Annotated in this window: 13 protein-coding genes; all 13 read left to right on the top strand. The window is 57.4% G+C overall.

Going from position 1 to position 14,818, the window contains the following annotated elements:
• The 13 genes from ACMU_RS01200 to ACMU_RS18565 all read left to right on the top strand — a co-directional run bounded on the left by ACMU_RS01200 (position 1) and on the right by ACMU_RS18565 (position 14,772).
• Entirely contained in the window at positions 1 to 936 is a 936-nt protein-coding gene (locus ACMU_RS01200; RefSeq protein ID WP_035255384.1) for a histone deacetylase family protein, read from the top strand.
• Positions 933 to 1,175, top strand: coding sequence for an exodeoxyribonuclease VII small subunit (locus tag ACMU_RS01195; RefSeq protein ID WP_035255382.1), 243 nt, complete (start codon positions 933 to 935; stop codon positions 1,173 to 1,175). The genes ACMU_RS01200 and ACMU_RS01195 overlap by 4 nt, the downstream gene beginning before the upstream one ends.
• Entirely contained in the window at positions 1,176 to 2,030 is an 855-nt protein-coding gene (locus ACMU_RS01190) for a polyprenyl synthetase family protein (RefSeq protein WP_035255380.1), read from the top strand.
• 25 nt (positions 2,031 to 2,055) lie between these two features.
• Positions 2,056 to 3,981: a 1-deoxy-D-xylulose-5-phosphate synthase gene (gene dxs, locus ACMU_RS01185; protein ID WP_035255378.1), complete on the top strand. Its 1,926-nt coding sequence runs from the start codon at positions 2,056 to 2,058 to the stop codon at positions 3,979 to 3,981.
• Positions 3,982 to 4,627: 646 nt separating this feature from the next.
• Complete coding sequence (locus tag ACMU_RS01180; protein WP_081805345.1) at positions 4,628 to 5,566, top strand: Vgb family protein; 939 nt, start codon at positions 4,628 to 4,630, stop codon at positions 5,564 to 5,566.
• A gap of 126 nt (positions 5,567 to 5,692) precedes the next feature.
• Positions 5,693 to 6,610, top strand: a complete 918-nt coding sequence (locus tag ACMU_RS01175; RefSeq protein WP_236626160.1) for a sugar ABC transporter substrate-binding protein — start codon at positions 5,693 to 5,695, stop codon at positions 6,608 to 6,610.
• Between the two features lie 54 nt (positions 6,611 to 6,664).
• Positions 6,665 to 8,203 carry a sugar ABC transporter ATP-binding protein gene (locus ACMU_RS01170; protein WP_035255369.1) on the top strand — a complete coding sequence of 513 codons (1,539 nt, stop codon included), beginning with the start codon at positions 6,665 to 6,667 and terminating at the stop codon, positions 8,201 to 8,203.
• Positions 8,187 to 9,158, top strand: a complete 972-nt coding sequence (locus ACMU_RS01165; RefSeq protein WP_035255367.1) for an ABC transporter permease — start codon at positions 8,187 to 8,189, stop codon at positions 9,156 to 9,158. Before ACMU_RS01170 ends, ACMU_RS01165 begins: the two co-directional genes overlap by 17 nt.
• A gap of 259 nt (positions 9,159 to 9,417) precedes the next feature.
• The gene (locus ACMU_RS01160) at positions 9,418 to 10,425 is read left to right on the top strand and encodes a substrate-binding domain-containing protein (protein ID WP_035255365.1); all 1,008 of its coding nucleotides are present in this window, start codon (positions 9,418 to 9,420) and stop codon (positions 10,423 to 10,425) included.
• Positions 10,426 to 10,491: 66 nt separating this feature from the next.
• Entirely contained in the window at positions 10,492 to 12,015 is a 1,524-nt protein-coding gene (locus ACMU_RS01155; protein WP_035255364.1) for a sugar ABC transporter ATP-binding protein, read from the top strand.
• A gap of 47 nt (positions 12,016 to 12,062) precedes the next feature.
• Positions 12,063 to 12,980, top strand: a complete 918-nt coding sequence (locus tag ACMU_RS01150) for an ABC transporter permease (RefSeq protein WP_161635608.1) — start codon at positions 12,063 to 12,065, stop codon at positions 12,978 to 12,980.
• A complete protein-coding gene (locus ACMU_RS01145; protein WP_051587771.1) occupies positions 12,977 to 13,471 on the top strand; it encodes an alpha-hydroxy-acid oxidizing protein in 495 nt (164 codons plus the stop codon). The genes ACMU_RS01150 and ACMU_RS01145 overlap by 4 nt, the downstream gene beginning before the upstream one ends.
• On the top strand, positions 13,378 to 14,772 hold the full coding sequence (locus ACMU_RS18565; RefSeq protein WP_161635607.1) for a DJ-1/PfpI family protein: 1,395 nt from the start codon (positions 13,378 to 13,380) through the stop codon (positions 14,770 to 14,772). The genes ACMU_RS01145 and ACMU_RS18565 overlap by 94 nt, the downstream gene beginning before the upstream one ends.
• Positions 14,773 to 14,818: the final 46 nt, after the last annotated feature.

Below are 14,818 nucleotides of genomic sequence, written 5' to 3'. Positions count from 1 at the left end.
ATGACAACCCTGCTGATCACCTCGCCGCATGCCACGGCCAGCCCCACGCCGCCCGGCCACCCCGAACGCATCGCGCGGGTCGAGGCGGTGCTGGACCGTCTGTCGACGCCCGAATTCGACGCGTTGAACCGGGTTCAGGCGGTGCCCGCCACGCCGGAACAGATCGCGTTGGCGCATCCGCCGGACTATTTGCCCGGATTGCAGGCCGCCTGCGAGGGCAACGCGTTGGTGGCGCTGGATGCCGACACGTTCATTTCTGACCGCGCCCTGGCGGCGGCGCTGGATGCCGTGGGGGGCAATATCCAGGCGGTGGATGCGGTGATGTCGGGCGCGGCGTCGAACGCCTTTGTCGCCTGCCGCCCACCGGGCCATCATGCTGAGAAAACCCGCGCCATGGGGTTCTGCCTGTTGGGCAACGTGGCCATTGCGGCGCTGCACGCGTTGACCCATCACGGGCTGGACCGCGTGGCGATCATGGATTTCGACGTGCATCACGGCAATGGAACGCAGGATATCCTGTGGGACGAGCGGCGGGTTCTGTTCGCCTCGACCCATCAGATGCCGCTTTATCCGGGCAGCGGCGCACCCGACGAGGCCGGTGCCCATGACAACATCCTGAACGTGCCCCTGCCGCCCGGATCGGATGGCCAAACCTTTCGCACCCGCATGGAAGGCGCCGTGCTGCCGGCGCTGGACAGGTTCGCGCCGCAATTGTTGCTGATCTCGGCCGGGTTTGATGCCCATCGCGACGATCCGCTGGCCGGGCTCAACTGGGTTGCCGATGATTTTGCCTGGGCGACCCGTCACTTGTGCGACATCGCGGACACCCATTGCGGCGGCAAGGTGGTCTCGACTCTGGAAGGCGGGTATGATCTGTCTGCCCTCGCCGACAGCGCGGCGGCGCATATTCAGGTATTGATGGAGCGGGGCACGTGACCGACACGCCGGTAGAAGAGATGAGTTTTGAACAGGCCATGCACGCGTTGGAGCGTGTGGTCAGTCAGCTGGAACGGGGCGACGTGCCGTTGGACGAATCGATAAAGCTCTATGAAACCGGGGCCAAGCTGAAGGCGCGATGCGAGGCCAAGCTGAAAGAGGCCGAGGCCAAGGTGGCCGCGATCACGCTGGACGGCGACGGCACCCCCACGGGCACCACGCCTGTTGACGGGCAATAAATGTTCCCCGAGCTGCTGAACCACCGCGCCGAACAGGTTTCTGCGCGTCTGAACGCGGCCGTTCTGGCCACGCCCCCGCACCGGCTGCGCGATGCGATGCTGCACGCGGTTTCGGGTGGCAAGCGGCTGCGGGCGTTTCTGGTGATCGAGGGGGCCGCGATGTTCGATGTGCCCGCCGCCCAAGCCGTGCAGGCTGCCGCCGCGGTCGAGGCGATCCACGCCTATTCGCTGGTCCATGACGATCTGCCCGCGATGGATGACGACGATCTGCGCCGGGGCCAGCCCACCGTACATGTGAAATGGGACGAGGCGACGGCGGTTCTGGTGGGCGACGGTTTGCAATCGTTGGCGTTTGACCTGCTGGCCGATCCGGCCATGGGCCCGCACCGCGCCGATCTTGTGGCCAGCCTGGCCAAAGCCGCCGGTGCCATGGTTCTGGGCCAGGCGCAGGATATCGCGGCCGAAACCGCCGACACGCCCCTGACGCTGGATCAGATCACCACCTTGCAGGCCAACAAAACCGGGGCGTTGATCGCCTGGTCGGCCGAAGCCGGCGCGCGTCTGGCCGGCGAAGACCCTGCGCCGCTGACAAGCTATGCCACCGCGCTGGGCCTGGCGTTTCAGATTGCTGATGACATCCTGGATGTTGAAGGTAGCGCCGACAAAACCGGCAAGCGCGTGGGCAAGGATGCCGAGGCCGGCAAGGCCACCTTTGTGTCTCTGCTGGGTCTTGACGCGGCAAAAAACCGCGCAGGCGAGCTGGTGCAACAGGCCTGCGATGCATTAGCTAACTACGGTGAGCGTGCCGAAAGCTTGCGCGCCGCGGCGCGCTTCGTTATCTCGCGCGAAAGCTAGTTCCGCCCCCAGGAGGGCCGTTGACATGACCAGCCAACCCGACACGCCGCTGCTTGACACCATTCGCGACCCCAACGACCTGCGCGGCCTGAACGACGCGCAGCTGCAGCAGGTCGCCGACGAGCTGCGGGCCGAGACCATCGCCGCGGTGTCGGAAACCGGCGGACATCTGGGCGCCGGGCTGGGTGTGGTGGAACTGACCGTGGCGCTGCATGCGATGTTTGACACGCCGCGCGACCGGCTGATCTGGGACGTGTCGCATCAATGCTATCCGCACAAGATCCTGACCGGGCGGCGCGACCGCATCCGCACCCTGCGCCAAAAGGACGGGCTGAGCGGGTTCACCAAGCGCACAGAAAGCCCGTACGACCCGTTCGGCGCGGCACACAGCTCCACCTCGATTTCTGCCGCGTTGGGGTTTGCCGTCGCGCGCGATCTGGGCGGTGCGCCCGAACACGGGCTGGGCGACGCCATCGCCGTGATCGGCGACGGCGCGATGAGCGCGGGCATGGCGTTCGAGGCGCTGAACAATGCCGGCCACCTGAAAAAGCGCATGATCGTGGTGCTGAACGACAACGAGATGTCGATCGCCCCGCCGGTGGGTGCGCTGTCGTCCTATCTGTCGCGTCTATACGCCGGCGCCCCGTTCCAAGAGCTGAAGGCGGCTGCAAAAGGTGCGGTCAGCCTGTTGCCTGAACCCTTTCAGGAAGGCGCGCGCCGGGCCAAGGACATGCTGAAACACATGACCGTCGGCGGCACGATGTTTGAAGAGCTTGGCTTTTCCTATCTCGGCCCCATCGACGGGCACGATATGGAGCAACTGACCGGCGTTCTGCGCACCGTGCGCGACCGTGCCACCGGGCCGATGCTGATCCACGTGATCACCAAGAAGGGCAAAGGCTACCACCCCGCTGAAACCGCGCCCGACAAGGGCCATGCGACGGCCAAGTTCGACGTGATCTCGGGCAAGCAGAAAAAGGCGCCGTCCAACGCGCCCAGCTATACCCGCGTCTTTGCTGACGCTCTGCTGCAACACGCGGCCGATGATGACAAGGTGGTGGCCGTGACCGCCGCCATGCCCGATGGCACGGGGTTGAACCTTTTTGCCGAACGCTATCCCAGCAGGTGCTTTGACGTGGGCATCGCCGAGCAGCACGGCGTGACCTTCTGCGCCGGTCTGGCCGCGGGCGGGATGAAGCCGTTCTGCGCGATGTATTCGACCTTCCTGCAACGCGGCTATGACCAGGTGGTGCATGACGTGGCGATTCAGCGCCTGCCGGTGCGCTTTGCCATTGACCGCGCGGGGCTGGTGGGCGCTGACGGGGCCACCCATGCCGGCAGCTTCGACATCGCCTTTCTGGCCAACCTGCCCGGTTTCGTGGTGATGGCCGCAGCGGATGAGGCTGAGCTGAAACACATGGTTGCCACAGCCGTGGCCCATGATGACGGCCCCATCGCGTTTCGCTTTCCGCGTGGCGAGGGCACGGGCGTCGACATGCCCGACCGCGGCGAGGTTCTGCAGATCGGCAAAGGCCGGATCATCGCCGAGGGATCGCGCGTCGCGATCCTGTCCTTCGGCACCCGCCTGTCCGAGGTTCAGACGGCGGCTGAGGGGCTGCAGGCCAAAGGCATCACCCCCACCATCGCCGACGCCCGTTTTGCCAAACCGCTGGACCGCGACCTGATCCTTGATCTGGCCGCCAATCACGAGGCGCTGATCACCATCGAAGAAGGCGCCGTGGGCGGCTTCGGCAGCCACGTGGCGCAATTGCTGGCGGATGCGGGCGTGTTTGATGGCGGCCTGAAATACCGCTCCATGGTGCTGCCCGACACCTTCATCGACCAGGCCAGCCCAACCCAGATGTACGAAACGGCCGCCATGAACGCAGCGGATATCGAGGCGAAGGTGCTGGAGGTTCTGGGCGTCGAAACCTTGGGAAGACGCGCCTGACAAGGGTTCGCTACCCTGAGGGGAATGTCGGGTGAGCCCAATTTGCGCGATGCTGCGTGAACCACGAATGACTGCTTTGCGCATTAACTTCTTTTACAAAGTTTAGGCTTTAGCGACGCTTAGCTGGCTAGCGCGCCATATTAGTTTGCGACTCATTAGGTTGAGACGCGAACCGAAGGATCGCGACAAAGTGCGCCTTTCCAGGACTGTCTGCCCTCGCTTCTGCTATCGCGGTTAATTAACGATGAAACACGCAGGTCGGGGTCGAATAGATTTCGGCCGATCTCATGTGCAGCGTCATCGCTGCATGTTTTACCGGCCACCTTTGGGAGACTATGGTTCTCTACAGATGACCTCGTGTGTAAGCACGCCAGGAACGCATGCCTCAAGTGAAGTACAGAATCACTTCAAATTGAGTTTTTCCACGCTGTGGTTACGCCTTTTGCGTGAGTGCCCAAATTCAAAGCTGACGCGTTACATGTCCAAATCTTACACATGCAAAACCGACATCGTGAAATTAAAGAATATATTTATCAAGTGGTTAAGGCGCATTTTTCCGCTCGCGGTTAGTGATCGACGACGTTGACTTGGTTGGGCACCGTTTTGGTTAGCCGGAATCCCGGCTGACCAAAATGGGAGGAATAGTATGAAACTTGGAGCATTCTTAACGGGTCTGGCCTGTGCAAGCGTTTGCGCGCTGACTCCAGCAACAGCCAAAGAAATCGTTGTTTCAGATGCGAAGCTACATATCGAAGGCGTGGACGTCGCTGCGGACGGTCGGATTTTCGTTGGTAGCCTCGTCGATAGCTCTGTTTGGATGGTGTCGGCTGACGGAACGTCTGTGTCGCAATTCACCGAGCCGGGCAGCCTCGGCATGGACAGTGCCGTTGGTGTAAAAGTTGATGAGCGCGCGAACGAGCTTTTTGTCTGCTCTGGTCCGGTGCTGGGTGTAAGCCATTATGCTGAGTCAGCAAAAGATGCCGGCGTCTTGGTTTATGATCTCACAACAGGCGCGCCGCTTCGCCGCTATGACTTCCCTGGCGGAGGTTTTTGCAACGATATCGCTTTTGGACCAGATGGCGCGCTTTACGCGACCGACAGCTTTAACCCACGTATCTTAACCCTGACGCCGGGTGCTTCCGAGCTGACGACGTTTATCGAGAATGACGAGTTGGGCGGCGAAGGCTGGGTCCTGAATGGTTTGGCGGTGCATTTTGATACGCTTTACACCGTGAAAGAGACCGACGGGCGTATGTTTGCCATCGACATTCAAGACAATGGTAAGGCGGGTGAACTGACCGAGGTGTCCTTGCCGCGCGCGCTAAACAAGCCCGATGGTGTTCTGATGACCGAAGATGGCATGGCCTATGTCGTGGAGTCTGGCACCCAAGATGTTCTGCGTTTTGATCCTAAAGCGGCTGATGCCACTTGGGCGCAGCTTGGTATCGAAGGCCTGAAAGTGCCAGCGACAGCGGCATTTATGCCAGACGGTGCATTGGTGATCGCCAACACCCAAAATGATCATCTGATGGATGAACCGGGTACGACCGATCCCTTCGTGCTGACCATCGCGAAACTGCGCTAAGCCTCAATCAAGGATAGAATTATGAAGACGATTATTGCTGCTGCGGTCTTGGCCGCAAGCGCCACCGTTGCTGGCGCTGAAAACTACCCAACACCTGTGCCCTTGAAAGACGGAAGCCAAGCTCCGATGAGCACAATCAAACCCGTCAATGACACGTACCGCATTGCCTACATGCCACCTGCGACGGAGTTTAACTACTACATCGCCATTGGCGCTGGCATCGAAGCGGTTGCTGAAGAAAAGGGTGTTGAAGTGTTTATGCTGGCCCCACAATCGGGGGCAGACATCAATGGCCAAATGGGCATGATCCAAGACGTTCTGACCCAAGAAGTCGACGCGATCATCTTTGGCACCCACGACGAATTCGCTGCAGCTCCGCTGTTGAAAAAAGCGGTCGACAAAGGTGTCGCGGTTCTGATGATCAACTCTGACATTCCGAACTTTCCAACTCCGATCCACGGCGTTGTTGGCTATTCCCAGCGCAACGGCACGCACGCAATGGCCGATTGGTTGATTGAAGAGCATGGGGGTGAAGCGCTTACCATTGGCGTAATTGAAGGCCAGCCCGGCTATCACTCCACCGAGCGGGTCGGCGGCTTCCTGGATGGCATCAAAGGCCAAGAAAACTTCAACGTGGTCACCTCGGTTGACGGCAAATGGAATGTTGAAGGGGGCAATACGGCCGGGATGGACATCCTGCAGGCGCACCCGGACATAAATGCGATCTTTGCCGCCAATGACTACATGATCATCGGAGCATCATTTGCCGCCAAGGCATTGGGTAAGCGCGAGCTGATCCTGATGGGCAATGATGGCGATACTTCGGGTCTTGAAGAAATCGTTGCTGGCAACGTGACCGCCACAGTCAACACCACGCCCTTCCTAATGGGTAAGGCGGCAATGCATGCCACATTGGACGCCATTGCGGGCACTTATCCGGGCGGTTGGATCGAAACCCCAACCTCGATTGACACAAGCGATGAGGCGTTGAACGCGCTGAAGCAGCCTGAAAAGCTCTTCCCGCAGCCTTCCAAAGAATACTGATCACATCCTCACCCGGTGGCTTCGGTCACCGGGTGTTTTCAAAAGGCGAGTCTCATGAGCCCACATGATTTACCGCTTTGGGAATGCTGTGACATTTCGAAAGCTTACCCCGGCGTTGTGGCAAACGACCGGGTGAATTTACGTTTGATGAAGGGGCGCATCCATGGCCTTCTTGGGGAAAATGGCTGCGGGAAGTCGACCCTGATCAAAACCCTTGCCGGTATTCAACAGCCCGACAGCGGGATGTTGAAATTCGACGGCGAGCCTGTGCATCTGCTCAATCCTGAAGACGCAAGACGCCATGGCACCGCGACAGTATTTCAAGAGTTCTCATTGGTGCCATCTCTCAGCGTAGCAGAAAACATCTTCCTCGCGCGCCTGCCCATGAAACGCGGGCTGGTAGATTGGCCGGCAGCGCTGGCCAACGCCAAGACGGTGCTTGATCGAATGGACATCGATATTGAACCGACAGCGACTTGCGGTGACTTGTCGGTCGGCGAACAGCAACTGGTGGAAATCGCAAAGGCGCTCTCTTTGGAGGCACGGCTGATCATCTTGGACGAACCGACAGCTGCCCTTGGTGAACATGAAATTGAACAGCTTCATGGCTTGTTGCGCAAGCTGCGGGGTCAAGGCTGTGCGATCCTTTACGTGAGCCACCGACTTGATGAAGTGGAACGAATTGTCGACGAGGTGACCGTGCTGCGCGGTGGCAAAGTGGTCAGTGCCAGTGGCGAGACCCGTGTGCAGGTCGACGAGATCGTGCGTGCCATGGTGGGGGAGGTGGTGAGTGAGCATTACCCGAAAGAGCGTAACGCGACAGACATCACGGTATTGGAAGCTCGGGACATCCAAACCCAACATATCCATGGTGCGTCTTTCGACTTGAAAAAAGGCGAAGTTCTGGGGTTTGGCGGGGTCTTGGGCAGCGGCCGCACGGAACTGGCCCGCGCCGTGTTGGGGCTTGATCCTTTGACGGTAGGCGAAATGAGATTGAAGGGGCAGGCGTTCGCGCCGCGTTCTATTCGTAATGCCATAGAGCTGGGTGTCGGGCTTGTGCCCGAAAACCGCAAGAGCGACGGTTTGTTCCCGAATTTCCGCGCCAATGGTAATGTAACCGCCGCCGGGCTGGGGGTGTTGAGCCGGCTGGGTATCATGAATTTGGCCCGAGAAACTCAGACAACGGAGCAATTGGTTGAACAGCTCGAGGTTTCCCCGTCTGCGATCTCAAAAACCATTGGCTTACTGTCCGGCGGCAATCAGCAAAAGCTGATCCTGGCGCGTTGGCTGTTTGCAGAGGTGGATATCCTCATACTAGATGAACCCACTCAAGGCATCGATATCGGGGCGAAGATTGCAGTTTACCGATTGATCAACGAAATGACGCGCCAAGGCAAAAGCGTCATCCTGATTTCGTCAGATCATGATGAGCTGTTGGCCATGAGCGACCGGGTGGCATTGGTGCGTCAGGGGCGGGTGTCTAAGACTGTGGCGGCCTCTGAGTTGAGCCACGACGATCTGGTGCGCGCAGCGGGTCAACCTTCTTCAACATCTAGAAACGACAAGGACGCTTACCATGCAGCGTATTCTTAAATCTCAACTGGGCGGGCCGCTTCTGGCGCTGATATTGGTCACAGTGATTGTTGCCCTAACCACTGATCGTTTTTTGACCGCTGGCAATTTGTCGAACCTCTCGCTGCAGGTGTCCATTGTGGCTTTGGTGGCAATTGGCGCAACCGTCGTGATCTTTGCGGGCGGGATCGACCTGAGCTCGGGCTCTATGATTGCGCTCTTGACCATGATCCTGGCGGAACTGGTAAAGTTTGGGGGCTTGCCAATCTGGGCTGCAATCCCGGGAATTCTGTTGTTTGGTGCTTTGCTTGGAGGTGTCTTGGGATGGCTGACTGCTTACGGACGCATACCATCATTTATTACGACATTGGCTGCATTAATTGCTCTCCGGGGCATCGCGCTGAGCTTTAACAATGGCTCGCCGATTTTCTCCGTCGATCCGGGTCTTGAAGTGGTCTTCTACGGTCGCCTTCTTGGTGTGCCATTGCCGTTTTTCTACCTTCTGCTCTGCTATGGAGCCGCTCATGTGATGATGCACCGGACCAAATTGGGCCGCGAAATCATGGCCGTGGGGGGGAACCCCTCGGCGGCTGTTCTCAGCGGCATCAATATGCGCCGGGTGCAGACCATGACCTTTGTGATCGCAGGGGTGATGACGGCTGTTGGGGCGGTGCTGATGTCGGCACGGTTGAATTCCGGGTCTCCTAATTACGGACAAACCCTAGAGCTTCAGGCGATCGCTGCCGCAGTCGTTGGTGGCGCCAGTCTGATGGGCGGGCGCGGCAATGTGCTTGCGACGCTTTTGGGGGCCATGACAATCGTGGTTGTACAGAACGGGCTAAACCTGAATGCCACGCCGTCATCGATCCAAAACATCATCCTCGGTGCGATCATTTTGCTGGCAGTAGGGATAGACAATTGGCGTGCGGAGATTGCCAGCCTATTTGCGCGCGGCTCCTCAATAGAGCGCAGCTAAAATCAGAAGGCCAGCGCGCAAATGGGCGCGTTGGCCTTGCCTCGAATCGAGTGTAGTTGACGCAATGTCTAAGCCTCTTGCGCTTCTGGACATGTCCAAAAAATGGACATATGCATGCACCGAGGATATCTATAAAAATACTTATAAATCAATACTTTGAGCGGACTAGTGGTTTGCCTGCCTGTTTTTTGACCCCCCAGAATCCGTCAGGCATCGTTGGTTTCAGCCGAACTATTGGCTAATTTCTTGGGAGGAAAATATGTCTTTTAAATCGTTGTGCATAGGCGCGGCTTTCGCGCTGTCCGCCACCGTTTTTCCGCAGGTTTCCGTTGCCGATGAAGCAACGCTTTTGACTGAAATCGACAATAGCGAAGAATACATTTACGTCAGTGCCTTGGGGAACTTGGAATTCTTCAACGCGCAGAAATACGGTTGGAAAGTTGCCGGAGATGCCTTTGGCGTCGAAACCACATATGTTGGCCCGCCAGATGCGGATATTCCAGCGATGGTGGCAGCGCTTGACGGGGCCATTGCGAAACGCCCTGCAGGGATTGCAGTATGGGGCTTTAACGACGCGCTGACCCCGTCGATCAACCGCGCTGCTTCCGCAGGTATTCCGATTGTGACTGTGTTGGGTGATCTGCCGAATTCCAATCGTTTGGGCTACATCGGTTCTTACCAATACGATCTGGGTTTTGTTGGTGGCCAAGGCTTGACCAAAGCGTTGGACAACGAAGGCAAAGTGGCCGTGCTAACCCTCCCTGGGTTGGATATGTTTGATCAGCGTGAGCAAGGCTTCCGTGATGCGTTTGATGGAACGGGCCTAGAGGTTGTGGCCGTCGGCGACACCAAGGCGGATATGGTGACATCCATTAACACCGCCAAAGACATCCTTGTGCGTCAGCCAGACCTGAACGCCTTTGTGGCGACAGACTCCGTTGGTGCTATGGGCGCTGCGACAGCGATCAAAGAGCTTGGCCGGACTGGCGAGGTTCTGGTCATTGGCATGGATCGCAACTCTGATGTACTTGAGCGCATCAAGGACGGCACCGTGACTGCTTCTGTTGCGCAGGGTGACGTGCAAATGGGGTACTGGGCACTTGCGGCATTGATCACCGCAAACCATGCCAACGTGCCACTGACCACCGACAACAAGGCCGCTGGTGCGCAGTTTTTGCCGACCAATATCTTCACCGGCGCAAACTTCATCGACCAGTCCAATGTCGATTTCTACCTGGGCGCAAACGATCAATACTCCAACTTCTGATCGCTCCCACGCGGCTGGCCGTCTCCTCTGGCCAGCCGCCCAATTCATGTTGCGCAGGTTAATCACATGGCATCCACATTGAAGGCGAGCGGGCTGTCAAAGTCTTTTGGCACGTTCAAAGCGGTTCAGGACATTTCCCTCGAAATCAAAGAGGGTGAGGTATTAGCGCTTCTGGGTGAAAATGGCGCGGGCAAGTCGACGCTGACCAATCTCCTTGCAGGGGTGCTCAGCCCAGATGAGGGTGAGATTTGGATCGACGGCAACGAAACACAGTTTCATAGCCCGATGGACGCGCAAGCCGCAGGCGTCTCTGTTGTCTTTCAGGAGCTGACATTGGCAGCGAACCTGACCGTGGCTGAAAATATTTTTATGAACCGCCAGCCCACCCGCTGGGGCAACCTGATTGATTGGCGAAAGCTACGGCGGCAGTCTCGTGAAGCGTTAGAGCGCATGCAGCTCAAGGTGCGCCCGACGGATTTGGTGGCCGATCTTTCTATAGGTCAGCGACAAGAAATCGAAATTCTCAAAGCGATCACCTCGAACCCTAAAATCATGATTTTGGACGAGCCGACAAGCTCGTTGACCGAGGACGAAATCCGCTTGCTCTTTGACAATATCCGACGGCTAAAGGCCGAAGGGATGTCGTTTGTTTACATAACCCACCACCTGCATGAAGTGTTTGAGATTTCCGATCGCGTGATGGTGCTGCGCGACGGACGGCATATCGCGACGCGGCCTACCGTAGAGCTGGATGAAAACGCGATCATTTCACTGATGGTTGGGCGAGAAATCCAAGACCTTTATGGAACACCGTCAGCGAAGAACCTCGCTGCAAAACCTGTGATTTTCCGTGCCGAGAACATTTCTCTCGATGGGCAATTTGAGGATCTCTCATTTGCGGTTCGCGAAACTGAGATCCTCGGTATTTCCGGCCTCGTGGGGGCGGGGCGCTCGGAGATGGCGCTGTCGCTGTTTGGTATGCCTCATCTTACGTCTGGTCGCGTGGAAATCGACGGCAAGCCGGCGACGATCCGGTCTCCGGGTGAGGCGATGGACGCAGGCCTTGGCTATCTGACCGAGGATCGCAAGAACATCGGACTGTTCCTGTCCTTTCCAATACGCGCAAACATGGTCTCCACCCAATTGAAGCGCTTTACCAACCGCTTGGGCGCGATTGAAGGGCGCAAAACGATGGCATTCACCCAAGAGGCAATGGGTGCTTACAACATCCGAAATGCGACACCAGAAAAGCCAGTTGGGGCGCTGTCAGGCGGCAATCAGCAAAAGACACTTTTCACAATGTGGATGTCCAAGCACCCGCGCGTTTTGATTGTGGACGAGCCCACACGCGGTGTGGATGTGGGGGCGAAATCCGAAATCTATGCACGGATCAGAGAGTTCGCCGATTCAGGTCACGGGGTGATCGTCATCTCGTCTGACATGCCCGAAATCATGGGGCTTTGTGATCGAACGCTTGTGATGCACCAGAACAAAATCGTCGGCGACCTGAACGCCGAAGATTTTTCCGAAGAACGTATTTTGTCATTTGCTGCGGGCATCAATCCGTGGACGAAGGAGACGTGTCTATGAAGATGCCGCCACTGTTGAAACGAACTCTTGCCCAACGGGAGGCAACCTTGACTTTGGTCATCCTGGTCATGGTGGTCTCTATGACCTTTGCATCCCCTTATTTTGCCTCTTGGCTAAATGCTGAATCCATTTTGCTGGGGATGACGGTTGAAGGGATGATCACAATTGGCATGGTTATCTTGCTGGTCTCAGGTGGGTTGGACCTGTCTGTCGGATCAACCGTAGCGTTGGGCGGCGTCGCGACGGGCTTGTTGTTAACCGCGGGCGTCCCGGTGCCTTTGGCAATTGGGCTTGGCCTGTCGGTCTGCGCCATGGTTGGGCTGGTCAATGGCGTTCTGATCGCCTTTTTCGACATCAACCCGTTCATCGGTACGCTCGGCATGCTCTTGGTGGTGCGTGGGATTGTGTTGATCATCTCGGGCGGGCAATCGGTTTTGAACCTGCCTGAGAGCTTTACGGCAATTGGCCAAAGTAAGCTCTTTGGTTTGCAATTTCCGATCATTTTTCTGCTGGTTTTGACACTTGTCTGGGACGTGGTCATGCGGAATTCGCGCTTTATGCGCCAAAGCTACTACGTGGGCGCAAATGAAAAAGCGGCACGGGTGAATGGGATCAATGTCGAGTTGGTGAAAGTGCTGAATTACGTGATTATCAGCGTTTTGGCCGGAGCTGCGGGTATCTTTTTCGCCGCGCGGCTGGGCACGGCTGCGGTAACCGTCGGTACCGGTATTGAAATGAAGGTAATCACCGCTGCGATCATTGGCGGGGCGAGCCTGAGCGGTGGCACAGGAACGATAATTGGAGCCTTCCTTGGAGCCTTGTTCATGGGGATCTTGTCCAATTCCCTGAACTTGCTTGGCATTGATATTTATTGGCAGAACTTTATCACGGGCGTGACCTTGATCCTGGCGATCCTCGCCGGTGGCGCGCGGCCGAATTGGCTGCGCCGGAAGGCCGCCGCATGACTTTCACCGACAAACCAAATGCTCTTTCCATGGCGGAATGGGACGGGCCGGTCATTCTCAAAGGGGTTATGACTCCAGAAGATGCGCAAACCGCCGTTGATTTTGGAGCAGATGGGATTGTTGTGTCTAACCACGGCGGGCGGCAGCTTGACGGGGCTCTTAGCGTTGCAGAGGCCCTGCCTGCAATCCGTCAACAAGTGGGCGATCAAATCGCCATGTTCGCCGATAGCGGCATTCGCACCGGCATGGATATCTTCCGTTTATTGGCTCTGGGTGCAGATGCTTGCTGGATCGGCCGAGCCTTTCTTTATGGGCTTGGAGCAGCGGGACAAGCAGGTGCCTCGAAAGCCATCGACATACTTCACAAGGAACTGGATGTGGCCATGGCGCGCACCGGTTGCCGTTCTTTGTCAGATATCGGGCCCGACAGAATTACCTGCGGAATTCCCCTCGATGCCCCCCTCAACACTTCTATTCGGAGCACATTATGAAGAACCCATTCACCGCCGCCATCGCCGCGAGCAAATCCACGGGGATTGAGGTTATTGAAGCGGAAGGCCTGATCAAATGGCAGGGCGATCTGGGTGGCAATGTTAAGCCCGACGGGCCATTGCGCGGCAAACGGATCGGCGTGATCATCGCCAGCGAGTTCAGCGATTTCCAAGTTTATTACTTGGCCAGTTACATTGGCGAAATGGGCGGAATTTGTGACTTCCTTCTGGTGGATTGGGTCACATGGAAAAACACCCGCCCGAACGTGCCTGGCAAAGGTGTACGCGGGATGTGGGACCTTGGGGTTGACCCAATCCCGGTCATGGGGGGCAACAAAAACCAGCATTGGACTTGCCTGAAGGACGCTAAAGTTGCGGACTACGATGTTCTGATCATTCCCGGAGGGCATTCCGCTGACGTGATGGTGACCGAGCCTGATGTGATCAACTTTGTCGAGCAAGCCCATGCCACTGACGTGATCCTGGCAACGATTGGCGCCGGTTCTATGCCTTTGATCCGTGCTGGTGCTATGCATGGCAAGCGTTGTACCGGAGATCGCGCGGTGAAGTTTATGCTGCAAAAGATCGCGCGGTTTGAGGAAGTGCCTGTGGTGGTGGACGGTGATCTGCTAACCGCACGCAGCACTGCAGATACGCCGGCATTGCTGCGGGCTCTTTGTGCGCTGGTGGACACGGAATATGAGGACGACTGGAAGAACGCGTTAAAGGGCAAACGAGTCCTCATTCCAGCGACCGATGATTTTGAGGATATCGAGCTTGTGGTTCCGGTTATGGAACTGCTTTACAGGGGCGCCGAAGTGATCATTGGTCACTTTGAGGCGGAGCTGCGCGCGCGTCCTGGTTTGTTGGGGTCAGAGACCATCACGGGCAACTTTGGCGTGACCATTCCTTTCCAGGAAATCCCTGACAGTTTCTACACCTATAAACCTCTTAACGACGTTCGCATGTCAGATTTCGATGTGTTGGTGATCACCGGCGCCTTTAATCCTTGGAATATGGTGATGACAGGGCAGGCCGACTGGCTGCAAGAGGCAAACACTGCAGGCAAAATTCTTAGTGCTATTTGCCACGGTCCGATCCCGTTGGCAGAGGCCGGGCTTGTGTCAGGCCGCCATTTGACAGGCTGGGAGGCGTCTCGGGATTCCGTTGAGATCATGGGGGGGAGCTTTGACTGTAACGAAGCGGCCGCACTGGTTGACGGTCGTATCGTGACGGGACGCACCCCGGCAGAAATCCCGGAATTCATCGACGCGATCTCAGTCGCTTTGCTGCGCGAGTAGCGGCGCAAGCAGCTGCTTTTTGCTTTACTGGATCAATTTGTTAGGC

Source organism: Actibacterium mucosum KCTC 23349 (assembly GCF_000647975.1).
Classification (GTDB): Bacteria; Pseudomonadota; Alphaproteobacteria; order Rhodobacterales; family Rhodobacteraceae; genus Actibacterium; species Actibacterium mucosum.
Note: the sequence above shows the minus strand (reverse complement) of the source record. Positions and strands in the feature narration are given on the sequence as shown.

Coding starts and splice junctions, on each gene's coding strand:
- ACMU_RS01200 (WP_035255384.1), top strand. CDS start 1: ATGACAACCCTGCTGATCACCTCGCCGCATGCCACGGCCAGCCCCACG.
- ACMU_RS01190 (WP_035255380.1), top strand. CDS start 1,176: ATGTTCCCCGAGCTGCTGAACCACCGCGCCGAACAGGTTTCTGCGCGT.
- dxs (WP_035255378.1), top strand. CDS start 2,056: ATGACCAGCCAACCCGACACGCCGCTGCTTGACACCATTCGCGACCCC.
- ACMU_RS01180 (WP_081805345.1), top strand. CDS start 4,628: ATGAAACTTGGAGCATTCTTAACGGGTCTGGCCTGTGCAAGCGTTTGC.
- ACMU_RS01175 (WP_236626160.1), top strand. CDS start 5,693: ATGAGCACAATCAAACCCGTCAATGACACGTACCGCATTGCCTACATG.
- ACMU_RS01170 (WP_035255369.1), top strand. CDS start 6,665: ATGAGCCCACATGATTTACCGCTTTGGGAATGCTGTGACATTTCGAAA.
- ACMU_RS01165 (WP_035255367.1), top strand. CDS start 8,187: ATGCAGCGTATTCTTAAATCTCAACTGGGCGGGCCGCTTCTGGCGCTG.
- ACMU_RS01160 (WP_035255365.1), top strand. CDS start 9,418: ATGTCTTTTAAATCGTTGTGCATAGGCGCGGCTTTCGCGCTGTCCGCC.
- ACMU_RS01155 (WP_035255364.1), top strand. CDS start 10,492: ATGGCATCCACATTGAAGGCGAGCGGGCTGTCAAAGTCTTTTGGCACG.
- ACMU_RS01145 (WP_051587771.1), top strand. CDS start 12,977: ATGACTTTCACCGACAAACCAAATGCTCTTTCCATGGCGGAATGGGAC.